The sequence below is a fragment of the Parabacteroides sp. AF21-43 genome (genome assembly GCF_003635435.1).
Taxonomy (GTDB): domain Bacteria; phylum Bacteroidota; class Bacteroidia; order Bacteroidales; family Tannerellaceae; genus Parabacteroides; species Parabacteroides distasonis.
This window is the reverse complement of sequence record NZ_QTMG01000001.1, coordinates 214,496-237,360: the sequence shown is the minus strand read 5'-3', so window position 1 is coordinate 237,360 and position 22,865 is coordinate 214,496. Positions and strand designations below refer to the sequence as shown.

Annotated in this window: 18 protein-coding genes; 11 read left to right on the top strand and 7 right to left on the bottom strand. The window is 45.4% G+C overall.

The window, feature by feature from the left end; genetic code table 11:
- Window positions 1-67: 67 nt before the first annotated feature.
- Both DWX84_RS01030 and DWX84_RS01025 read right to left on the bottom strand, forming a co-directional pair.
- Window positions 68-1,042: a S9 family peptidase gene (locus tag DWX84_RS01030; RefSeq protein WP_005867275.1), complete on the bottom strand. Its 975-nt coding sequence runs from the start codon at window positions 1,040-1,042 to the stop codon at window positions 68-70.
- A gap of 19 nt (window positions 1,043-1,061) precedes the next feature.
- On the bottom strand, window positions 1,062-1,397 hold the full coding sequence (locus DWX84_RS01025) for a DUF6565 domain-containing protein (protein ID WP_005867274.1): 336 nt from the start codon (window positions 1,395-1,397) through the stop codon (window positions 1,062-1,064).
- 122 nt (window positions 1,398-1,519) lie between these two features.
- On the opposite strand from DWX84_RS01025, the gene DWX84_RS01020 reads away from it, so the two are divergent.
- The gene (locus tag DWX84_RS01020) at window positions 1,520-4,198 is read left to right on the top strand and encodes a calcium-translocating P-type ATPase, PMCA-type (protein WP_122144596.1); all 2,679 of its coding nucleotides are present in this window, start codon (window positions 1,520-1,522) and stop codon (window positions 4,196-4,198) included.
- Between the two features lie 154 nt (window positions 4,199-4,352).
- A complete protein-coding gene (locus DWX84_RS01015; protein WP_009275619.1) occupies window positions 4,353-4,940 on the top strand; it encodes a hypothetical protein in 588 nt (195 codons plus the stop codon).
- 5 nt (window positions 4,941-4,945) lie between these two features.
- On the opposite strand, the gene DWX84_RS01010 is transcribed toward DWX84_RS01015, so the two are convergent.
- Both DWX84_RS01010 and DWX84_RS01005 read right to left on the bottom strand, forming a co-directional pair.
- Window positions 4,946-7,060 carry an outer membrane beta-barrel protein gene (locus DWX84_RS01010; protein ID WP_057326343.1) on the bottom strand — a complete coding sequence of 705 codons (2,115 nt, stop codon included), beginning with the start codon at window positions 7,058-7,060 and terminating at the stop codon, window positions 4,946-4,948.
- Window positions 7,061-7,425: 365 nt separating this feature from the next.
- Complete coding sequence (locus DWX84_RS01005) at window positions 7,426-7,941, bottom strand: FKBP-type peptidyl-prolyl cis-trans isomerase (RefSeq protein ID WP_057326332.1); 516 nt, start codon at window positions 7,939-7,941, stop codon at window positions 7,426-7,428.
- 129 nt (window positions 7,942-8,070) lie between these two features.
- Here DWX84_RS01005 and DWX84_RS01000 point away from each other — a divergent pair, with 129 nt between their 5' ends.
- The 3 genes from DWX84_RS01000 (at window position 8,071) to DWX84_RS00990 (ending at window position 12,889) form a co-directional block, all read left to right on the top strand.
- Entirely contained in the window at window positions 8,071-10,305 is a 2,235-nt protein-coding gene (locus tag DWX84_RS01000) for a S9 family peptidase (RefSeq protein ID WP_057326331.1), read from the top strand.
- Window positions 10,306-10,320: 15 nt separating this feature from the next.
- Window positions 10,321-12,180: a mechanosensitive ion channel family protein gene (locus tag DWX84_RS00995; RefSeq protein ID WP_057326330.1), complete on the top strand. Its 1,860-nt coding sequence runs from the start codon at window positions 10,321-10,323 to the stop codon at window positions 12,178-12,180.
- A gap of 100 nt (window positions 12,181-12,280) precedes the next feature.
- Window positions 12,281-12,889: a copper resistance protein NlpE gene (locus DWX84_RS00990; RefSeq protein ID WP_121961013.1), complete on the top strand. Its 609-nt coding sequence runs from the start codon at window positions 12,281-12,283 to the stop codon at window positions 12,887-12,889.
- 105 nt (window positions 12,890-12,994) lie between these two features.
- On the opposite strand, the gene DWX84_RS00985 is transcribed toward DWX84_RS00990, so the two are convergent.
- Window positions 12,995-14,212 carry an aminopeptidase C gene (locus DWX84_RS00985; RefSeq protein ID WP_057326329.1) on the bottom strand — a complete coding sequence of 406 codons (1,218 nt, stop codon included), beginning with the start codon at window positions 14,210-14,212 and terminating at the stop codon, window positions 12,995-12,997.
- 155 nt (window positions 14,213-14,367) lie between these two features.
- Here DWX84_RS00985 and proC point away from each other — a divergent pair, with 155 nt between their 5' ends.
- Window positions 14,368-15,171 (top strand): pyrroline-5-carboxylate reductase, encoded by an 804-nt coding sequence (proC, locus tag DWX84_RS00980; protein WP_048927532.1) that lies wholly within the window; start codon window positions 14,368-14,370, stop codon window positions 15,169-15,171.
- A gap of 62 nt (window positions 15,172-15,233) precedes the next feature.
- Here proC and DWX84_RS00975 read toward each other — a convergent pair whose 3' ends face one another.
- Together DWX84_RS00975 and pruA are read right to left on the bottom strand one after the other, a co-directional pair.
- The gene (locus tag DWX84_RS00975) at window positions 15,234-16,421 is read right to left on the bottom strand and encodes a proline dehydrogenase family protein (protein ID WP_048927531.1); all 1,188 of its coding nucleotides are present in this window, start codon (window positions 16,419-16,421) and stop codon (window positions 15,234-15,236) included.
- A gap of 90 nt (window positions 16,422-16,511) precedes the next feature.
- Window positions 16,512-18,143: an L-glutamate gamma-semialdehyde dehydrogenase gene (pruA, locus tag DWX84_RS00970; protein ID WP_005854238.1), complete on the bottom strand. Its 1,632-nt coding sequence runs from the start codon at window positions 18,141-18,143 to the stop codon at window positions 16,512-16,514.
- A 216-nt stretch (window positions 18,144-18,359) separates the two neighbouring features.
- Here pruA and DWX84_RS00965 point away from each other — a divergent pair, with 216 nt between their 5' ends.
- The 5 genes from DWX84_RS00965 (at window position 18,360) to proB (ending at window position 22,865) form a co-directional block, all read left to right on the top strand.
- Window positions 18,360-18,548 (top strand): ferredoxin, encoded by a 189-nt coding sequence (locus DWX84_RS00965; RefSeq protein WP_005854237.1) that lies wholly within the window; start codon window positions 18,360-18,362, stop codon window positions 18,546-18,548.
- Between the two features lie 168 nt (window positions 18,549-18,716).
- Window positions 18,717-19,370 (top strand): DUF1349 domain-containing protein, encoded by a 654-nt coding sequence (locus DWX84_RS00960; protein ID WP_005854236.1) that lies wholly within the window; start codon window positions 18,717-18,719, stop codon window positions 19,368-19,370.
- Window positions 19,371-19,553: 183 nt separating this feature from the next.
- A complete protein-coding gene (locus tag DWX84_RS00955; RefSeq protein ID WP_005854235.1) occupies window positions 19,554-20,108 on the top strand; it encodes a helix-turn-helix domain-containing protein in 555 nt (184 codons plus the stop codon).
- Window positions 20,109-20,120: 12 nt separating this feature from the next.
- Window positions 20,121-21,776 carry an AMP-binding protein gene (locus tag DWX84_RS00950; protein ID WP_057326328.1) on the top strand — a complete coding sequence of 552 codons (1,656 nt, stop codon included), beginning with the start codon at window positions 20,121-20,123 and terminating at the stop codon, window positions 21,774-21,776.
- 15 nt (window positions 21,777-21,791) lie between these two features.
- Entirely contained in the window at window positions 21,792-22,865 is a 1,074-nt protein-coding gene (gene proB, locus DWX84_RS00945) for a glutamate 5-kinase (protein ID WP_005854230.1), read from the top strand.

Here is a 22,865-nt window from a genome sequence, read left to right as displayed (position 1 = left end):
CAATCCTTCGGGTGAATAGTTTAATCTAAAAAGGTCAAATTAAGGCTGTTTATATTTCATTATCATATTAACGCAAATTATCCAAGATATAATCCTGTACGGTAAAATCTTTCCGTACGATCGTATCACCGGGCACACGTTCGTCTGTCGTGATCGCTAAATTCTCATCGCCTAAGACTTGACGGCTCAAGAAGCTCATGATATCGTATTGGTTCCGGGACATAGGGAGCCCAGAGATCTCATGCCCCGCATTCTCTACCTTATAAAAATAATAGGAAGCTTGAAGATTTTCCAGACTTTTCGCTACAGCGGATGATCCCCATAAACCGCCGAGGTTCTCCATAGCGGCTTGTTCAAAAGGAACGGTTTTATCCGCATCGCCATGGAATAGCATAATCGGACAAGGCATCTTTTCCCAATGTGGAGGAAGCACACCAGAGACCGCACCGGCATATGAGATCACACCGGCATAGTTGAAACCAGCCGGTAGCCTTTTCGCCAACTCATGTCCGTTACATAAATCATACTCTGCCTGCAATACCGTAATCGCCCCGGCACTCGAACCGCTCGCTACGATCTGCTCCACATCGATGTTCCAATCCGAGCTTTGGTTGATCACGAAACCGGTAGCATCATAAAAATCCTCTACCGCCGTATCGATCGCATGCTGCAAGGCTGCGATAAAGTCCATTGGAGAAGAGACTTTAGAAGGATCCAGATTCTTCAAGGTGGTACGATAATCCGTAGAAACGACCACAAATCCGTTTCGGGCGAGGAACTCGAAATAGGGAATATATCCTTTATCCGCCTTATCTCCCCCTTTAAACCCACCGCCAAAAGCAAAAATCATCACAGGCTTTTTTGAGGCGGGCGACATAGAAGTCAACTCATACTTGTCCAAGGACAATGTATCTGTCCCTTTTATAGAGAATACGAAATTCTCTTTTTGAACTTCCACATTCGCCACAGGTTTAGGCTGCATACAGGCGAACGAACAGACGATCCATAAAGCAAATAGCGAATACACCCAATTTCTGTTCATCTTATTTTCGTATTAGAGGTTATTTTGTTCCTTCCTTCAAACCATCCAAGAACTTATCCACTTTTTTGGCAGCGTCTTTCACGCCCGCTTTCATTTTCAATCCGGCGTATGTCGCTTGCAATTTAATGATCTCCGCTTTCTCATCAGCGTTTAACTCTTCCTCGAACTTGGCGTAAATATCCGTGGATAGATCCGAGAATTTCAGATCCGCCTTCTTCCAGTCCTTATCGGTATAATCAGCGGCCTCCATTTCCACCTTATCTACAAAATCACTAAACTCCTTCACATATGAATCCTTTGATTGGCAGGCGCTCAAAGCGAACATAACCAATAACATGAATAGTACTTTCTTCATCTTTTAATTAAAAATTAATTTGTTATACAACACAAATATATGCAAAAAGGTTAAACCCTTGTATATGTCGTATAACTTTACGTAATTTGCTATCCTATTTTCTTAATCAGATTAATAAATTTATGGAGAAAAAACATCAGTACCGAGGATTAACCAAACAAGAAGTAGAAGAGAGCAGGCGCCTTCACGGCGAGAATGTACTTACCCCGCCCAAGAAAGCTTCGTTATGGAGCCAATTCTTGGAGAAATTCGAAGATCCTATTATTCGTATATTATTAGTGGCATGGCTCTTGTCCATGATAATCGCTGGCGTACATTGCTGGGGACCTGAGGCGAAAGGTTTTACGGCCTTCTTGGAGCCGATCGGCATTTTCTTCGCAATCATGCTTGCCAGTTGCGTGGGCTTTTTCTTCGAGGTGAAAGCGAACAAGGCATTCGATATCTTGAATACAGTCAATGATGATATTTTAGTGAAGGTAATCCGTGACGGGAATATCTGCCAAATACCGAAAAAAGAGGTCGTCGTAGGCGATATCGTTGTTTTGGAGACAGGTGAGGAAATTCCCGCAGATGGACATTTGCTTGAAGCCATCTCCCTACAGATCAACGAATCCACACTAACCGGTGAACCGATTATCAGCAAGACAACAAACGAGGCGGATTTCGATACGGAAGCGACTTATCCGTCCAATGTAGTCATGCGAGGAACGACGGTCGTGGACGGACATGGCGTAATGCAAGTAGAAAAGGTGGGTGACGCTACCGGATACGGTAAGGTCTACGAAGGCTCGCAAATCGAGAGCGATGTAGAGACTCCTTTACAAATACAGTTGAAAGGCTTGGCTAGCGTGATCAGTAAAGCCGGATACACGATCGCCGGAGTGACGTTCATCGCCTTGACCGTAAAATTCCTTTTATCAGATAGTTTCCCCGGGATGCCGGCGATGGACATCATCGCCCATATCCTCAACTACTTTATGGTAGCGGTTACGTTGATCGTGGTATCCGTTCCGGAAGGATTACCGATGAGTGTCACGTTAAGTTTGGCCCTCAGCATGAACCGTATGTTGAAGACGAATAATCTTGTCCGCAAAATGCACGCCTGTGAGACCATGGGAGCGACTACCGTAATTTGTACGGACAAGACCGGAACGTTGACGCAGAACCAAATGCAAGTCTACCAAACGAATTTCTACAACCTGAAAGACCAAAAGCTTGGGGAGGATGAGTTAAGTAACCTGATCAAAGAAGGTATCTCCACGAACTCCACGGCATTCCTCGATTTCTCGGAAGAAAAGGTAAAAACCCTTGGAAACCCGACGGAGGCCGCCCTTTTACTCTGGTTGAACGGACAACACCAAAATTATCTGGAATTAAGAGAGAACGCTACGATCCTAGATCAATTGACCTTCTCTACGGAACGGAAATATATGGCTACAATCGTACAATCACCGTTACTCGGCAAGAAGGTACTTTACGTGAAAGGTGCTCCCGAAATCGTACTGGCCAACAGTAACCGGGTGGCGATAGACGGAACTTACAAACCGGTGGCGGAATGTAAAGCCGGCATCGAAAAACAATTATTGGATTACCAGAACCAAGCGATGCGTACGCTTGGCTTCGCTTACCAGATAATTGAGGATGGAATGGATGAGACCTTCTTCGTTGAGGGTCGTTTACATGATACGGATTTAACGTACCTAGGTATCGTCGCTATCTCCGATCCGGTACGTGCGGATGTGCCCCCCGCTGTTCAAAGTTGCTTGGACGCAGGTATCGACGTGAAGATCGTCACCGGAGATACACCGGGTACGGCTAAAGAAATCGGACGACAGATCGGTACGTGGAAAGCGAATGATACCGACCGGAACATTATCACGGGTCCCGCATTCGAGGCGCTTAGCGACCAAGAGGCCTTGGATCGTGTCTTAGACTTGAAGATCATGTGCCGTGCCCGTCCTACGGACAAACAGCGTTTGGTACAATTATTACAGCAGAAAGGCGCCGTGGTAGCGGTTACCGGCGACGGGACAAACGATGCCCCCGCCTTGAAAGCGGCACAAGTAGGCCTCTCCATGGGTGACGGTACTTCAGTTGCCAAGGAAGCCAGCGACATTACGATTATCGACAACTCGTTCAGTAGCATTACCCGTGCGGTGATGTGGGGACGTTCCTTGTACCGGAATATCCAGAAATTCTTGTTATTCCAATTGACCATCAATGTAGCCGCTTGTTTGATCGTGCTATTGGGTTCTTTATTAGGTACGGAATCTCCTTTGACTATCACGCAGATGTTATGGGTAAACTTGATCATGGATACATTCGCTGCCGGGGCGTTGGCCTCTCTCCCACCGAATGAGCGAGTGATGAAAGATAAACCTCGCCGGAGCGGTAAGGATGGAGATTTCATTATCACCCGCCCGATGGCCTATAATATTTTCGGCGTCGGATTCGCTTTTGTCGTAATCTTGATGGGCTTGTTGTTCTATTTCCATGCGCAAGACGGTTTAACGCCGCACGATTTATCGTGGTTCTTCAGCTTCTTCGTGATGCTACAGTTCTGGAATATGTTTAACGCAAAGGCATTTATGGAAGGACGTTCCGCTTTTGCCAATTTAAAGGATAGTAAAAGCTTCTTGCTGGTCGCTTTACTGATTTTGATTGGTCAATACTTAATCGTCACTTTTGGAGGCGAGATGTTCAGCGTAATACCTTTGCCCTTGGAAGATTGGGCGATCATTATCGGATCTTCCTCTCTGGTTTTATGGATCGGTGAGTTATTCCGGTTATTCAAAAGATAAATATATATTGTCCAACTTATAGGGACGGGGCGTGCCCCGTCCCTACAACCGGAAATAGTGTACCCGTATGATATATTAAAACCAACCTAGCTATAAATAGCTATTTCCTTATCCCGCTTCGTGTCTTAACTTCACACCTCAAATTATTTAAATCATGAAACATCTATTAGAATTAGCGAAAAGAAACCAAGATAGAGCTTGGGAAGTGATCCGGCAAACCGACATTATAAATATATGGAAATCCGTCGGGGCGGAAATAAACCTAGTAGGTTCCTTGAATATGGGACTACTCATGAAACATAAGGATATCGACTTTCATATTTACACTTCTCCTTTCCGTATATCCGACAGCTTCCTAGCGATGGCCCGACTAGCGGAGAACCCGCTCATTAAACGGATCGAATACGGAAATTCGCTCGATACGGAAGAACAATGCGTAGAGTGGCACGCATGGTTCCAAGACCCGGATAACGAACTCTGGCAAATTGATATGATCCATATCGTAAAAGGTTCCCGTTATGACGGTTATTTCGAGAAAATGGCCGAACGTATAACCGCCGTACTGACTGACGAGACCCGGCAGGCCATCTTAAAACTGAAATATGAGACACCGGATACAGCGAAAATCATGGGCGTGGAATATTACCAAGCAGTCATTCAAGACGGCGTGCGTACGTATGCGGAATTAGAGGACTGGAAAAAACAACATCCAGTCACAGGCGTTATCGAATGGATTCCATAAGAACTTTATTGACCAAACCGTGAAGAATCGATCTCTTTCTTATTCTTCCGGTTCATCTTGCCCAATGTATACTTTAAGGTGAGCGATACAGAACGAGTATCCGAATAGATCGTCATATCACTCTTCTGGCTGGGATAATCAATATGCGTTTTCGCACGTAAGCCCTTTAATAAGTCCTCACCTCGTAGCATTACGCTTAATTTTTTCGGTATCGGGTTCCAGACAAGCCCTGCCGATACATTATAAATACCATCCACATCATAGATACCTTGTATCGAAGGCGCACTATAGCGAGCGTTAACTTCTAACGATAAGTTCTTTTTCCTTGATAAAGTAAACGTATTGAACAACATCAACTGCCCGAACAACTTTTTCCGATCAAACGAAATATCGATAAACACTCCCTCATCTTGAATCAAGAAGCCCGATGCCACGAACCGTGAGCTAACCACCCCACCGATCCGAAACGGGATAACTGCCATCGCCCCGAAAGTATTATGCTTATCGAAATTAACCGATTGGTAATAGGCTCTCAACGCTTTCGTATCTTGATAATACAATTGGCGAATATAATTCACATGATGATTGGCGAATAGTCCAAAAACATATTTCTTTTTCAAGATATAATTAGCCCTAGCCATATAAATACGTTCCGGTTCCAAATAAGGATTTCCCCGTACCTGACTATACACATTCAAATAAGAAACATTCGAGCTCATGACCCAATACGCCGGATACTTCTTATCGCTGGAGAAATTGACTTGAAGCATATTCGATGGATCGATCGTATAACTCAAGTTCAATTGTGGATAGAGATTTACCCCAGACCATAAGGTCCATTTCCGGCCCGCCGAATCAATCACCGCCTTATTATACTCCGCCGAAAGAGAAGCGCTCAACACCAGTTTCTTGCCAAAACGCTTAGAGAAACCGGCATACAATCCCGCCGTATACTCTTTTTCTTTTTGGGCAAACGTAGCTGACAGATCCTCCTGTTTATCTTGGTAGGTAAAGGAGCTATTATCCGTAAAGGATAACTGCACATTCGTGCCTACGTTAATTTTCCATCCTTTTCCTAATACCCGTTCGTAGTTAACGAATACATTCGCCAAATGGATATTTTGCCGGGAGGTAGCCTCCACCTCTTGTTTCGTATCGGGATAATCCGAGATCATATATTGATCCCTGCGATCCTTATAATAGGTATAATCCACCCCTGCGTTCAAGTTCTTGGAATGTGCATAATTCAACCGTACATTTTGAAGATTCTTCGGGCCCGATAACTTATTATTACTTTCCGCATTCTCAATACCCACAAATAGAGTGTTCGAATATCGTTTGGAATTAGAATCCGTTATCTTGGCATAATAAGAAATATCCACCTCACGCCCCTTATCCATAAACCAACTGGCACTTGCCCCAATCGTATGGTTCATGGAACGACCTACCGCCGTATTTTCTTGCAGGATCTCATAAGGACGATCCTTCACGATAGGATAGGCGTTCATATCCTCGGTTGAACGGGAATGGTTATAATTAGCGGAATAAGATAGATCCAGACTATATTTCTTTTTGGAGTAAGATAAATTCACTAACCCGGTTGGCGAGAAGTAGAAAGCTTGCTTTCCGGTCAAAGAGATATCGGCACTTAAATCCTCATTCACTTTCTTCTCCATAATGATATTTATACTACCTCCTTTTACGCCATATTTTGGAGGAGAGCTATACAAAAGCTCTATACTCTTTACTTTGCTGGCCGAGTTAGATTTCAGAAGCTCTACAATCTGGGACAATGACATTGAGCTTTTACGTCCGTTAATAATAATGTTCGTAGTAGGGACGCCGATGATACTAACGTTGTCCCCTTCTTTCACCAATCCGGGAATCTCTCCTAAAATATCAAATGCAGTATTCACCGGTTTGGCCATGATCAAGTTAGGCACGTCGAAAGATAAGGCATCGTCCGTAACCGTAACCAAAGGACGCTCGGAAGTAACGTAGACATCCGGCAATTTTACCGTAATACTATCTTTCACCAAGATAACAGAATCCTTAGTCTGTGCATTTACAGCGACAAGAATATTCAGAAGCAACAAGAAAGGAACAATGGCAGTCTTCATAATATCAAGATTATGTTTATAATCCGCCAAATTAAAAAGAAAAAAGGAGATAATCAACGAAACTATCGAATATTTACGAACAAATCGTATACATGTTCAAAATAAAGAAATTACACCACACCTATTTATACTATTAACCCGTTGGCTGAATTAAGCAACCGTGCCAAATCTTATAAAGATAAAAGTCAGATCAAACCGAATAAAAAGTTCTCCCAGTACTATATAAAACCTCCCGCAACCCGATATCTTCTTTATTCGCCGCCGCTGAATGTTCGTTCGGCGGCGACGAATATACATTCAGCGGCGGCGAACGAACATTCAGCGGAGACGGATATAGAAGATAGGCTTATCCATCAAGGTATTATTCATTCTACCTTATCCAAGGTAAAAGTAAAGATTAAAGTAGAACCTCCGGGGATACCGCTATAATCTCCATATCCATAACCTAGCGAAGCCGGGATAATCGCCTCCACGGTCTCATCCAGATGGATATTCAATAAGACACCGCTTAAGCCCGGGATAATGCCGTTCATAGAAAAACTTGATCTATCCAGTTTCTTTTGAAAGACTTTCCCGTCAATATATTTTCCTTCCAGATCAAGCAAATAAACCACTGAGGTTGCGGAAGGTGTCGTTGTCCACTCATTTTCTTTCTGAATGATCCGATATAAGGCAGTATCACCTCCTATAACAACTTGCTTATATTTCAATTCACCGTTCTCGTCTTTCTCCGCTTTCTTCTCCCAGATGTATTCCTTGTTTTTGTTGATATAAGCCAATTGCTCTTCCGAGAATTGAAGCTCATCATCATCCCCACAAGAAGTAAATCCCATCATCATGATCACTACAAGTGACCATACATACATTGAAAGTGCTTTCATTCCGATTTCTATATAAAATTAAACTATGATTATTCTTGATTTCCGAGGCGCGAATATACAAATCCATTTTGTTATATCAACTAACTTTCCGTTCTTTGCATAAATATAGTAGTAACCAACTAATACAACATGAAACTAAACAAATTAATAGCGATCGCCACGATCAGCCTTCTGTCGGGAGGTATAAGCATGGCACAAAAAGCGTTGAATCTTGAGGATATAGTTGCCGGTAACATCATACAAACAAAAGGCATCGGAAGCATGACTTGGCTAAAAGACGGTGAACGTTATAGCCGCTTGGAAAATAATAAGCAAACCGGAGGCACGGATATCGTCGCCTATCGAGCGAAAGATAACTCCCGTGAAGTCATTATCCCCTCATCCCTATTGACGGACAAATCTACCGGAAGGCCTATCCCCGTACGTAGCGTCTCTTGGAGTGCGGATAATGAGAAAATCTTGATTTATAACAATACCCGACGGGTATGGCGTTATGATACACGGGGTGACTATTGGGTATTAAACCTAAAGGACGGCGCTTTACGTCAATTGGGAAAAGGAATGCCGGAATCCTCCATGATGTTCGCTAAATTCTCTCCGGATGGCACACGTGTGGCCTATGTTTCCAACAATAATATATATGTAGAAGATATAGACTCCGGGAAAATCACGCAGCTAACAAAAGACGGAAGCGATACGATTGTCAACGGAACCTTCGATTGGGTATATGAGGAGGAGTTCAGTTGCCGGGATGGTTTCCGCTGGAGCCCGGACGGAAAGCATATCGCCTATTGGCAAAGCGATACGAAAGGAACGGGAGTGTTCGACATTATTAATAATGTAGACTCCATCTACGCAAAGGTAATCCATTTCCCATACCCCAAGGCAGGAACCACCAATTCAGCCGTAAAAGTAGGCTACGTTTCCTCTACCGGCGGGAACACCACTTGGATCGCCATACCCGGAGATCCCCGGAACAACTACCTGCCCCGTATGGAATTCATCCCCGAAAGCGACGAGTTGTTCATACAGCAACTAAACCGCCCGCAGAATACAAATAAGGTATGGATCGCCAAGATATCCGATAACTCGCTGAATAATATCTTCACCGATACGGATGCCGCATGGCTAGACACGAATGATAACATACAATGGTTAAAGGACAACCGCTATTTCACATGGGAAAGCGAGCGTAGTGGCTGGCGGCATTTATACCGGATAAGCCGTGACGGAAAAGAGATACAACCCATCACCAAAGGTGATTTTGATTATATCTCGCCGGTCGGGACCGATCTACAAAAGGGCTGGGTCTATTTCATTGCCTCCCCGGACAATTTCACCCAACGCTACTTGTACCGGGCTAAAGCATTCGGCAATGGAGAAGTGGAGCGTGTAAGCCCCATGGAACAATCCGGACAGCACCGCTACAACATGTCACCCACCGGCAAATGGGCCATACATACGTATAGTAACGCCTCTACCCCATCTGTTATCGACATGGTTTCTTTTCCGAAACATCAATCCGTACGCATGCTTGAGGATAATGCTCAAGCCAAGGACCAATACGCTGCCTTAGGATTAAACCCGAAAGAATTTATCAAGGTCAAGTCCGGCAATCTAACCTTGGACGCATGGATGATAAAACCTGTCGATTTCGACGCATCCAAGAAATACCCGGTTATCATAGAGGTATACGGCGAGCCGGCGAGCGCCACCGTACAAGATGTATGGGGTAACGGAGATTTATGGCAACAATATATGGCGAACCAAGGCTATATCGTGGTGAGTATAGAGAACCGGGGCGCGAATACTCCTCGTGGGCGTGAATGGCGTAAATGTATTTACGGGGAAGTGGGCACTTTCTCCTCCGAGGATCAAAGCAGGGGTATTTTAGATATGGCCCGTCAACATCCGTTTATCGATGCCAGCCGGATCGGCATTACCGGATGGAGCGGCGGCGGCAGTCAAACCTTGAACTGCATGTTCCGTTATCCGAAAGTATTCCATACCGGTATAGCGATCGCTTTTGTCGCTGACCAGCGCCTATACGACACGATCTACCAAGAACGTTACATGAATACTCCGCAGAACAATCCGGAAGGCTACCGCAAAGGTTCCCCGATTACCTATGCCGAGGGACTGGAAGGTAATCTGCTGCTTATTCATGGTACGGGAGATGATAACGTGCATTACCAAAATTGCGAGATGCTGGTGAACAAGTTGATCAAGAACGGAAAGATGTTTACGCAAATCAGTTACCCGATGCGTAGCCATAGCATCAACGAAAGGGAAGGAACGACTCTTCACCTACGTAAGACAATGGCTAAATACTGGCTGGAGCATCTTCCGGCCGGTGGTAAATAGTTAATCCACGATTCGATGAAACAATTTTTATTGCGATTAGTGATCTTGGCAGGAATCAGTTTCCTGCCAACGGTATCCAACGCCCAATTAAGGGAAAAGGCCGAAGAACTATTGTCTACGACATTAGGCAATGATCCGGAGGAACCAGTTACCCCAACCGATACGCTTTCGCTCGATGAGCAACATCGGCAGGATTCCATCAAGATGCAGGAGCTAGCCCTCCAGTTGCAAGAGATGAAACTAAACGAGATCTTACTGAAAGACGAGCTGGAAAGCACGAAAAACAGCAACGCTACCGCCGACTCCCTAAAAAGGGCCGAGCAACGAAACCGTATCGATTCCCTTCGGGCACTGACTCCCGGCGTACCTGTAGTCGTAGAGGGGGATACCTTATTTCACCTTTACGCCAAGCGCGGAGGCCGCACCCCGGTTGACCGGGCTGAGGACATCCTCAATATCATGGTAAAGATCGGGACCTCGCATTCCTTGAAGAAGGATTCCATCTATATCTATGACAGCGAATACGTAACGGATATCATGTACGGAGATAAGGTTATCCTAAGTATCACCGATCAAGATGCCCTATGGCAAAATCTCAGTCGTATAGCCCTCGCAGAACAATATCAACCGATTATCCAAAACAAGATACAAGAGCTAAGGGAGCAACATAGTATCTTGCAGATAGCGAAACGGGTATTATTGTTCATCCTCGTAATTATCATCCAATATTTCCTGTTTAAGCTGACCAACCATCTGTTTAAGAAACTACGCAGGAAAATTATCTGGTTAAAGCAGAACCGACTCAGATCTATTACCATCCGGGATTATGAATTTCTCAACACACATCGCCAAGGACGCGTATTGATGTTTTTCACCAACGTAATACGATGGATCGTGTTACTAATCCAATTAACCATCAGTGTACCGATCCTTTTCGCTATCTTCCCGCAAACAGAAGATCTAGCCTTGAAGATATTCTCCTACTTGTTGGAGCCGGTAAAGATGATCTTTAAATCGGTAGCTTCCTATATTCCGAACTTGTTTATCATCTTGGTGATCTATTACTGTATCAAATACATCGTAAAAGGAATCCAATACATAGCCAACGAGATAGAGAGCGAGAACCTGAAAATATCAGGTTTTTACCCGGATTGGGCGCAACCGACGTTTAATATCATCCGTTTCCTGCTATACGCCTTTATGATCGCCATGATCTATCCTTATCTGCCGGGATCGGACTCGGGGGTATTTCAAGGCATATCCGTATTTGTCGGTTTGATCATATCGTTGGGTTCCAGTACGGTGATCGGAAATATCATCGCAGGGCTGGTCATTACTTATATGAGGCCCTTTAAATTGGGTGACCGTATCCAACTAAACGAGACGACTGGCAACGTGATCGAGAAGACTCCGTTTGTCACCCGTTTACGTACCCCTAAGAATGAGGTAGTGACCATCCCGAACTCCTTTATCATGTCCTCCCATACAACAAATTATAGCGTATCCGCACGGCAATACGGATTAATCATCCACAGCACGGTTACGATCGGCTACGACGTACCTTGGCGGCAAGTTCATCAATTATTGATCAATGCCGCCCGCCAGACCACCGGGGTATTGCCAGAGCCGAAGCCTTTCGTATTGGAGACCGAACTAAGCGATTACTATCCCTGTTATCAAATCAACGCTTATATAAAGGACGCCGATAAACTCGGGGATATCTATTCCGACCTGCATCAAAACATACAGGACGTATTCAATGAGGCTGGCGTAGAGATCATGTCACCGCACTATTTCGCCGGACGAGACGGAAGCGCTTCCACGATCCCGGCCTCTCCCTATCCGGATGACAGGGTAGAGCCTTCAAAGAAATAAATATTTCACGGTAAATAGTTAAAAATGATCCCTCACGAAACAAATCGTGGGGGATTTTATGTTATATGTCCAAACGTCACTAATAAAATAAATAATGGTAATGAAAAAGTATTTTATCGCAGTAGCGGCTATGGCATTTTTGGCCGCATGTAGCGGGAAACAAGCCCAAAAGGATGTTCCCGTAGAAGTAGAGGAAGAAGAATTCGCCATAATGTCGGCGGCTCCGGACGCTCCGTCTCTGCCACTGATCCATTCTGTTAAGGCGACTCAACCGGCAAAACCCGTGAATATGAGAGATTCCTTGAAGGCTGATCCTAAAAAGGGACCGGTTATCCAAAAAAAGTATAAGGGAACCCTGACTTCTCCGGATAGCGTGAATGTAGATTATGACTTAACCTTGTATTATCAACAAGATAACGCAGACGAGGAAGGCGTATTCGAGTTGGATGCTCTTTATACCGTACCGGAAGCAGTAGCCTCAAGCACCGGAGCGGCGAAGAAAGCTCCTCAGAAAGCCATTACAACCGGTAAACAAAAAGTAAAGCACGGAGCTCCCGATGACGTTAGCGCAGTAATCTACGAGTTGATTCCTAGTGATGGCGAACCCGTCATTTATTTCCTAGTAGAAGGGGATAACTTGACCTTGATGAACGACACGTTGCAAAAAGCGGCGGCAGATCTTAACTACACACTAAAACTTGTTCAATAATATAGGCAGCACATCTTTGTATATATAGATCACCCCGATAGTCTTACCGGATCGCCGGAAGCTATCGGGGTTTAGTTTTTATTTAAACCATCCTTAGCGGACCGATTATTTGATACCTAACTTGGCTTTGATCGCTTTAGGCAGGGCATCTTTATGAACCACGATATTCATGGTCTTATAACGGACAAATGCTTTGGAAGCATACCAAATACCGTTATACTTGTTGTTGGTTCCCCACGAGTTCTTCACCATATAATACTCGTTACCTTCTTGATCTTTGGCGATACCGTAGATCTGCATACCATGGTCGTCGGTCGTCTCATAATTATCATAAGCCAACTGGCGCTCTGCTTGCGTACACCATTTCTGAGGTTGCGGTTTTGTGTTCAGCTTCTTTTCCTCCGGTTTCAATTTCAACCAATGAGCCATATCGGAACCGCTCAACTCCTGTACCTTCTCATCATCAGGCATAACGGCCACTCCGTCACGAGTAAAACCAGATTCGCTCACATCGGAACCCCAAGCGATCGTATAACCCGTATTAATCGCATTATCAAAGACCTCCATAAACTCATCCAGCGGCAAGTTATACGACATACCGTGACGCCAGTTATCCTGAATCTCTAGCGGGAACTGGGTATAGAACGGATGATGCGTATAAGAAGTCAATGAGACATAATCCGAAGCCTTCAAACCTGTAGACTCGAAGAAAGATTTCGGTGTATATTCCTTCCCTTTATACGTGAATTTCTCAGGAGGAACCCCCAAGTAGATCTGATGTACCGCAGCGACCGCCTTCTTCCATAACATGGCGTTATTCTCATCAGACTGCAATTTGCGTAACTTTCCCTTGGCGATAGCGGCCACCATAGCGTCCGTCAAGGCGGAAAGCTCGGTATGGTTACTCAACGTATCGGAATACATCACGCCCGGGCGCATCTCCTCTTCCGGAACCAAGCCGAATGTTTCCATTCCATAAAGCGCATCATAGAAAGATCCACCTTGCGAGAACGAAACATCCCCATGCGTACGCACAGCAGCGTCGGCACGATCCAGATAGGTGTTATATACCGTAAACATCTCGGATAAGTCATACTCGCCCTTTCCCATACGAAGCAACTCCGACTCCAAGAAAGAGTACGAGGAGTAGCACCAGCACGTACCCGCACGATTTTGGTTCTTAACAGATGTAATGGGGTTCTCTTTCACGGTCGTGAACACGAATCCCTCCTCACTCTCCTTCTTCTCCGTGTCTTGCGCTTGGATCGTAGCGGACATAGCCAGAGCGAATAGCATGCTTGAAACTAGAATTGTCTTTTTCATGTAATTTTATATATTTATATTAGTATTAAGTCCGTATCGACCGCAAATGTAAGTTTTTTATCCGTAGCTAACTCTACAAAGTCGTACGTATTTGAGATATTTTATCTAAGTTTGCCTCTTCAGAAAACATAATAATATAACTAATTATCTGCAAAATGAGAATATCTATTATCGGTTCGGGTAATATCGGTGGAGCGATCGCCCGAGGTTTAGCGAAAGGAACCATGTTCAAAGCCTCTGATATCACTTGTACCGCCCAATCGGACGAGACCTTGGAGAAGATGAGAAAGATCGATCCGGACTTTATCTTGACCCATGATAACGTGGAAGCGGCACGAAACGCTGATATCATCATCATCGCCGTTAAACCTTGGCGTGTGGAAATGATTATAGATGAGATTAAGTCGGTGCTCGACTTCGAGAGACAAATGATCGTATCCGTAGCGGCTGGCGTGACTTTCGACCTGTTGAATACTTATTTGACCAAGAATACGGACTTCGATTGTCTGGCTACTCCCACCATCTTCCGGATCATGCCCAATACGGCTATCGAGGTGATGAGCAGCATGACTTTCGTCTCCGCCCGCAATGCCTCCAAGGAGCAGACGGACCTAATCATCCGGATTTTCAACGAGCTGGGTAACGCCATGCTGGTAGAAGAGCGGTTGATGGCCGCAGGAACGGCATTGGCCTCCAGTGGCATTGCTTTCGCCTTGCGTTATATCCGTGCGGCGATAGAAGGCGGCGTGGAATTGGGTTTCTATCCGAAACAGGCGCAAGAGATCGTGGCGCATACCGTGAAAGGTGCCGTTGATTTATTGATCGAGAATAAAAGTAACCCGGAGATGGAAATCGATAAGGTAACGACTCCGGGCGGAATCACGATCAAGGGTCTAAATGAGATGGAACTTTCCGGTTTTACCTCTTCCGTGATCCGGGGACTGAAGGCCAGTAAATAAAAATAGGCAGACAAAGTAGTTTGCCAGCACCAATACGCCCCGAAATATGCTGACAAACTACTTTACCTGCCCTCGGCGGGTTTATGTTCTTTCCGCCTAGCCATTTCCATCTCCAACATCCGGAGTTCCCGGCTGGTCTGCCCCGCAACAGAAGTATTCTCTTCCGCACGCCGGATCAAATACGGCAGTACATCCCTTACCGAGGCGTACGGTACGTATTTGGTTACGTTATATCCCGCATGGGCTAAATTGAAGGAAATATTATCGCTCATTCCCAATAGCTGCGCAAAGAAAACACGGGAGTCATCGCGGGCGATCCCCTTCTCGTCCATCAATTTCGCCAACTTATAATTACTCTCCTCATTATGAGTTCCCATAAACATCTCAAAACGATCTAAATGATCCATGGTGAAACGGACCGCCGCATCATAATTCTCGTCCGTGGCCTGCTTATCTTTACAAATCGGATCGGGATAATCCAACGCCGCCGCACGGGCACGCTCCGCTTCCATATAAGCCCCGCGCACGAATTTCACGCCCGCAATATAACCTTTCGCCACGGCGTCATCGTAGATACGACGCAGATAAGGCATCCGGTCATGACGATACATTTGCAAGGTAGCGAATACGATCGCACGTTTCTTGTTGAACTTACGCATCGCCTCATCGGTCAACGCATCAATGGCATCTTGGAAACAATAATCCTCCGCATCCACTAAAATACGTACGTCGTTATCGTAAGCCCGTTGGCAAAGCGCCATAAAACGCTCGCGGAACTCGCGAAAATGCCGGACATCGTCTATCGTAAGCTCTTCCCGTTTCTCGGAAGCTTTGGCCAGTAACTCATCGGTCGTGATCGTGGATGGTTTGAATACGGCATAGGCCAAATTCGTATTTCCTTTCGCAAAATCTATCGAGCGCAAGGTTTCCTCGAAAGTCGCCTGTATGCCCTCCGGGGTCTGCTCGCTCTCCGCCGAATAATCGAGCGTCGATTTCACGTTGTATTTCATCAAGTGGTTGATGGCAGCGGAACAGTCTTGTAAAGTTTCTCCCCCAACGAACTGTTTATATAAGGTAGGCTTCACCGCCCAAGCCAGCGGGAAATGTATTTTCAAGGCTATACTCGTGGCTACTTTAGCGCATTTTACCAACCAAGGATATTTTATCGTATTAAAAAGCCAGTAAGCATTTTGTAGTTCTCCCCGCGACTTCGACGAGAAAGCGATCTCGGTATTGTTAAAGTCTAACATATTGTATGTAGATAAAGGTAACGTCATAGCGTAGAGACGGGGCACGCCCCGTCTCCCCCACAATCAGTTGGTATTTCTTAATTATGACAATTATTTCTCACCTAAGAACGGATACCCGTAGCTCGTCGGAGGAACCAAGCATTCCTTGATACAACGAGGATTCGTCCAACGAATCAAGTTCAACGGGCCACCGGCCTTGTCATTCGTTCCAGACGCACGGGAACCGCCGAACGGTTGCTGGGCGATCACGGCGCCGGTCGGTTTATCATTGATATAGAAATTACCGGCCGAATAGCGCAAGGTATTGAATGCCTTATCAATCGCATAGCGATCACGGGCGAAAATAGAACCCGTCAATCCGTACGGAGAAGTTCGATCACAAAGTTCCAAAGTCTCCTCATATTTAGCGTCGTCATATACGTAGATCGTAATCACCGGCCCGAAGATTTCCTCTACCATGCTCTTGAACATCGGGTCCGTGGTCTGGATAACCGTTGGCTCCACGAAATAACCAACCGATTTGTCCCCGTTACCACCAAAAAGAACCTCCGCGTCCGGAGACTGTTTCGCATAATCGATATAACTCATGATGTTATCGAACGAAGCCTCATCGATCACGGCATTGACAAAGTTCGTGAAATCCTGCACGTCACCCATCTTGATCTCTTTCAGCATATCGCCCACGTAATCTTTCACCTCTTTCCAGAGAGAAGCCGGGATATAGGCCCGAGAACCCGCCGAGCACTTCTGCCCTTGATACTCGAACGCACCGCGTACGATAGCGGTAGCCACATCCAACGCCGGAGCGGAAGGATGAGCGAAGATAAAGTTCTTGCCACCTGTCTCGCCTACGATTTTTGGATAAGATTTATAATGCCCCAAGTTCTCTCCGATCTGACGCCATAAGGTATTGAACGTAGAGGTAGAGCCTGTAAAATGGAATCCTGCCAAATCACGGCTACCCGTAATCACCTTACCGATCACGCTACCCTGTCCCGGGATGAAATTCACTACGCCATCGGGCAAACCGGCCTCTTGGAAAACCTTCATCAAGAAATAGTTCGAATGGATCGCCGTAGTAGACGGTTTCCATACCGCCACGTTACCCATCATAGCCGGAGCCATATTCAGGTTGGAAGCGATCGACGTAAAGTTAAACGGCGTGAGCGAGAACACGAAACCTTCCAAGGCTCGGTATTCCATACGATTCAATATACCCGTCTCGGAATAGGGTTGATCGGCATATACTTGACTAGCGTAGAAGGTACTGAAACGCAAGAAATCGATCAATTCGCAGGGAGCGTCGATCTCCGCTTGGAACGGATTCTTGCTCTGTCCCAACATAACCGAAGCGTTCAGGATATAACGATATTTCGTAGCCAACAACTCAGCTACACGAAGCATAATAGACGCACGTTCCACCCATGGAAGTTCTGACCATTCCTTATGCGCTTTCATGGCGGCGTCGATAGCCATTTGTACTTCTTTCTCGCCCGCCTTATGATAAGTAGCCAATACATGATGATGATCATGAGGCATAACGACCTTACCGGTATTACCCGTACGGATCTCTTTTCCGCCAATTACCAGAGGAATATCCCATTCCTCGGAACTTATCTGCGCTAACGCTTTCTTTAAGGATGCTTTTTCACTTGATCCGGGAGCATACGCTTTTACCGGCTCATTAATGGGTTTAGGAAATCTAAAAATAGCATTATCCATAATACTTCAGATTTTTTAAATGGTTATTCAATGAAACTTTCTGCTGTAAACGTAGCAAATTTATTTTAAAACAGTGGCGTATAAACGTTAATATATATCAACCAAAGATAAGCTCATTCCACGGTCTATACAATGATCTAAAAGGCCTCTCCCGAAAACAATCCGCGAAAGTTGTTTGTTACATTAACATATTAATCATCTTAAAGGAATAAAATTATGGCAATTAAAAGAGTTTGGATTGAGGAGGATTGCATCGCTTGCGGTACATGCGAGGGCATTTGCCCGGAAGTATTCACAGTTACAGATCGCTCACGTGTAAACGAAGGAGTTAATTTCGATGATTTCGAGGCGGGTATTAAAGAGGCTGCCGAAAGCTGTCCGGTCGAGGTTATCAAATACGAATAGACAAAAACACATTAACCCTTACTTTTCCTTCCTAGATAAAATCTCAGAATCATTGCGCAATCTATAATAACACGTTACCTTTGCCAGAGGTAAGGTTAATAACATTAACCTCTTACGGGAATAGAAAGAATCGAAATAAGAAATAAGAAATAAGAAATAAGAAGTAAAATGAGAAAATTAGTGTTACTGAGTTTTGTTATTGTCGCCTCTTTGCAATTTTGCGGGGCGCAATCATTGGATAAGATGCAATGGTTCAACGAGCCGGAGCAATGGGAGATTAAAGACAAGTCGCTTTCCATGCAGGTCACTCCCCAAAGTGACTATTGGAGGATTTCCCATTACGGGTTTACGGTAGATGACGCTCCTTTTTATTATGCTACTTATGGGGGTGAATTCGAAGTGAAAGTCAAGATAACCGGCGATTACAAGCAGCGTTTTGACCAAGCCGGCCTGATGCTTCGTATCAATCATGAAAATTATATAAAAGCCGGTATAGAGTTCGTGGATGGTAAATACAACCTAAGCGCGGTCGTTACGCATAAGACCTCCGACTGGAGCGTTATCACCTTAGACAAAGCGATCCCTTATGTATGGATAAAAGCAGTCCGGAGATTGGACGCCGTGGAGATCTTCTACTCATTCGATGATAAGGAATACACCCTTATGCGTAACGCTTGGCTACAAGACAATATCCCCGTACAAGTCGGGTTTATGGCCGCTTGTCCCGACGGGAAAGGATTTAATGTGACATTCGAGCATTTCAAGGTAAAACACCTCCCGGATCAGCGCCGGTTAGAATGGCTGAAGAAAAATGCTGAATAAGTATTAGATGCTTATCTTTCAGACGCAGATGACACGGATTTGCTATTCTTATCCGTATTATCTGCGTCATTTGTATTAAAAACAAGCCATACCTGTTAATTAGAAAAGAAAACAAGGGCTTTCACCTTCTTTTTGCTTTTTATTCCTATCTTTGGAGCGACATAATACAATAACTTCAGCAAAATGAACGAACAGATACAACAAATCGCGGAGCGTCTGGCCGGATTACGGGACGCACTGGAGATTACGCCGGAAGAAATGGCAAAGGTCTGCAACCTCACGACTGAGCAATATTTGCTGCTGGAAAGCGGCACGGTTGATATTTCCGTTAGCGTATTGCACCAGATCTCACAGGCTTATGGCGTAGAATTAACCACGTTGATGTTTGGCGACGAGCCTAAAATGAGTACGTACTTTATTACTCGTAACGGAAAAGGTGTTGCCGTAGAGCGTACGAAAGCCTATAAGTACCAATCATTGGCCGCCGGTTTCGTCGGACGTAAAGCGGACCCCTTCTTGGTAACCGTACATCCCAAACCAGAGGATGAGCCGATGTATCTCAATTCCCATCCGGGGCAAGAATACAATATGGTATTAAAAGGACGTCTGTTACTACAGATCAACAATAAAGATCTTATCTTAGAAGAAGGTGATAGTATTTATTTTAACTCAGAGCTTCCTCACGGTATGAAAGCGCTGGATGGGGAAAAGGTCAGTTTTTTGGCCGTCATTTTATAAACGATCAACAGCATGTTAGAAAGATTTATAGATAAAACGACGTTTGAGTCGCAAGAGGATTTTATTAAAAACTTCAAGATCAAGGTTCCGGAGAACTTCAACTTCGGATATGATGTGGTAGACGCTTGGGCAGAGGAAGAACCGGATAAGAAAGCGTTATGTTGGACAAACGATCATGGAGAGCATATTGATTTTACGTTTGCCGACTTGAAACGGTATACGGACCAGACAGCTTCTTATTTCCAATCCTTGGGGATCGGACACGGCGATATGGTGATGCTGATACTCAAACGCCGTTATGAATTCTGGTTCTCTATCATCGCATTGCATAAATTAGGGGCTGTCGTGATACCGGCTACACACTTACTGACCAAGAAAGATATCGTTTATCGTGCGAATGCCGCCGATATCAAGATGATCGTTTGCGCCGGAGAGAAAGTGATAACGAAACATATCATAGAGGCTTTGCCGGACTCACCGACCGTAAAAAGTGTCGTATCCGTAGGGCCGGAAATACCGGAAGGTTTCGAGGATTTCCAACAGGGTATCCAAAACGCCGCTCCTTTCGTCCGCCCGTCTCACCCAAATAGCAATGACGATATCTCTTTGATGTATTTCACCTCCGGTACGACTGGAAACCCCAAGATGGTGGCCCACGACTTTACGTATCCGCTGGGGCATATCGTGACTGGTAGTTTCTGGCACAACTTGCATAAAGACAGCCTTCACCTGACGATCGCAGATACAGGCTGGGGCAAGGCGGTTTGGGGTAAGCTATATGGGCAATGGATCGCCGGAGCGACCGTATTTGTTTACGACCACGAGAAATTCACGCCTGCTGATATGTTGCAGATGATACAGGATTACCGGATCACCTCGCTTTGCGCTCCTCCTACGATCTTCCGTTTCTTAATTCGTGAGGATATGACTAAATACGATTTATCATCCTTACAATATTGTACGATCGCCGGCGAGGCTTTGAATCCTGCCGTATTCGATATGTTCTATAAACTGACCGGCATTAAATTGATGGAAGGCTTCGGCCAGACAGAGACTACTCTGACAGTCGCCACTTTCCCGTGGATGGAGCCGAAACCGGGCTCTATGGGTGTTCCCAACCCGCAGTACGATGTCGATTTATTGCGTCCGGACGGAAGCCGTGCGGAGGATGGCGAGCAAGGACAGATCGTGATCCACACAACAAATGGCAAGCCTATCGGGTTATTCAAGGAATATTACCGGGACGCAGAACGTACCCGGGAAGCTTGGCACGATGGCCTGTATTACACGGGAGACGTGGCTTGGCGTGACGAGGATGGTTACTTATGGTTCGTTGGCCGCGCGGACGACGTGATCAAGAGTTCCGGCTATCGTATCGGGCCGTTCGAGGTGGAAAGTGCCTTGATGACCCACCCGGCGGTAGTGGAATGTGCTATCACCGGTGTCCCCGACGAGATCCGCGGACAGGTAGTAAAGGCCACGATCGTATTGGCGAAGGATTATAAGGATAAAGCGGGTGATGCCTTGATCAAAGAATTGCAAAATCACGTGAAACGTGTCACCGCTCCTTACAAATATCCCCGTGTTGTCGAATTCGTGGACGAACTGCCGAAAACAATCAGCGGAAAGATCCGACGGGTAGAGATCCGGGATAAAGATAATAAATAATAAATCATAACTTTCTTGAAAAGGATCGCTGTAAAAATAGGAAGTAATGTCCTGACCCGCAAGGATGGGACGCTAGATATCACCCGCATGTCCGCGTTGGTTGACCAAGTAGCGGACTTGCATCGGCAAGGTATGGAGATCGTCTTGATCTCCTCCGGTGCCGTGGCTTCCGGACGAAGCGAGATAAAGGCCGGCAAAAAGCTGGATCCCGTATCAGCCCGGCAACTGTATTCGGCGGTAGGACAGGCCAAGTTGATCAACCGGTATTACGAGTTATTCCGGGAGCATGGCATGACTTGCGGGCAAGTGCTTACTACAAAAGAGAATTTCGGGAGTCGTACGCATTACCTAAACCAGAAGCATTGCATGGAGGTAATGCTTGAAAACAAGGTGATCCCCATCGTGAATGAGAATGATACGATATCCGTAACCGAGCTGATGTTCACGGATAATGATGAGTTATCCGGCTTGATCGCTACGATGATGGGAATGGATGCCTTGGTGATTCTTAGTAATATAGACGGGATTTACAATGGAAATCCGTCGGACCCGGATAGTTCCGTGATCCGGGAAATCGAATGTGGGAAAACAGATTTGTCGGAATATGTACAGACTAGCAAATCATCCTTTGGACGGGGAGGTATGTTGACGAAATGTCATATCGCCCAAAAAGTGGCAGACGAAGGTATTGCGGTTATCATCGCCAACGGCAAAAAGGATAATATCCTTCCGATGTTATTGGCGGTGGATAGCGACACGGTCTGCACCCGTTTCATTCCGGCCTCGAAACCCGTCAGCAGCGTAAAGAAATGGATCGCCCACTCCGAGGGTTTCGCCAAAGGGGAAATACATATCAATAAAGGAGCCGAGGAGGCATTGACCGCCCCGAAAGCGACTAGCGTATTATTGGTTGGAGTAACCCGCATCGAGGGTGATTTCGAAAAAGATGATATCGTAAAGATAATGAATGAGGAAGGCGTGCAAATCGGCGTAGGCTGTACCGCCTATGACAGCGAGGAAGCACGTAAGCAAATAGGGCAACGGGATTTAAAACCGCTTATACATTATGATTATCTATATTTGGATTAA

Excerpts from the sequence above, each read along its gene's own strand:
- DWX84_RS01030 (WP_005867275.1), bottom strand. The coding sequence starts at position 1,042 with ATGAACAGAAATTGGGTGTATTCGCTATTTGCTTTATGGATCGTCTGT.
- DWX84_RS01025 (WP_005867274.1), bottom strand. The coding sequence starts at position 1,397 with ATGAAGAAAGTACTATTCATGTTATTGGTTATGTTCGCTTTGAGCGCC.
- DWX84_RS01020 (WP_122144596.1), top strand. The coding sequence starts at position 1,520 with ATGGAGAAAAAACATCAGTACCGAGGATTAACCAAACAAGAAGTAGAA.
- DWX84_RS01015 (WP_009275619.1), top strand. The coding sequence starts at position 4,353 with ATGAAACATCTATTAGAATTAGCGAAAAGAAACCAAGATAGAGCTTGG.
- DWX84_RS01010 (WP_057326343.1), bottom strand. The coding sequence starts at position 7,060 with ATGAAGACTGCCATTGTTCCTTTCTTGTTGCTTCTGAATATTCTTGTC.
- DWX84_RS01005 (WP_057326332.1), bottom strand. The coding sequence starts at position 7,941 with ATGAAAGCACTTTCAATGTATGTATGGTCACTTGTAGTGATCATGATG.
- DWX84_RS01000 (WP_057326331.1), top strand. The coding sequence starts at position 8,071 with ATGAAACTAAACAAATTAATAGCGATCGCCACGATCAGCCTTCTGTCG.
- DWX84_RS00995 (WP_057326330.1), top strand. The coding sequence starts at position 10,321 with ATGAAACAATTTTTATTGCGATTAGTGATCTTGGCAGGAATCAGTTTC.
- DWX84_RS00990 (WP_121961013.1), top strand. The coding sequence starts at position 12,281 with ATGAAAAAGTATTTTATCGCAGTAGCGGCTATGGCATTTTTGGCCGCA.
- DWX84_RS00985 (WP_057326329.1), bottom strand. The coding sequence starts at position 14,212 with ATGAAAAAGACAATTCTAGTTTCAAGCATGCTATTCGCTCTGGCTATG.
- proC (WP_048927532.1), top strand. The coding sequence starts at position 14,368 with ATGAGAATATCTATTATCGGTTCGGGTAATATCGGTGGAGCGATCGCC.
- DWX84_RS00975 (WP_048927531.1), bottom strand. The coding sequence starts at position 16,421 with ATGTTAGACTTTAACAATACCGAGATCGCTTTCTCGTCGAAGTCGCGG.
- pruA (WP_005854238.1), bottom strand. The coding sequence starts at position 18,143 with ATGGATAATGCTATTTTTAGATTTCCTAAACCCATTAATGAGCCGGTA.
- DWX84_RS00965 (WP_005854237.1), top strand. The coding sequence starts at position 18,360 with ATGGCAATTAAAAGAGTTTGGATTGAGGAGGATTGCATCGCTTGCGGT.
- DWX84_RS00960 (WP_005854236.1), top strand. The coding sequence starts at position 18,717 with ATGAGAAAATTAGTGTTACTGAGTTTTGTTATTGTCGCCTCTTTGCAA.
- DWX84_RS00955 (WP_005854235.1), top strand. The coding sequence starts at position 19,554 with ATGAACGAACAGATACAACAAATCGCGGAGCGTCTGGCCGGATTACGG.
- DWX84_RS00950 (WP_057326328.1), top strand. The coding sequence starts at position 20,121 with ATGTTAGAAAGATTTATAGATAAAACGACGTTTGAGTCGCAAGAGGAT.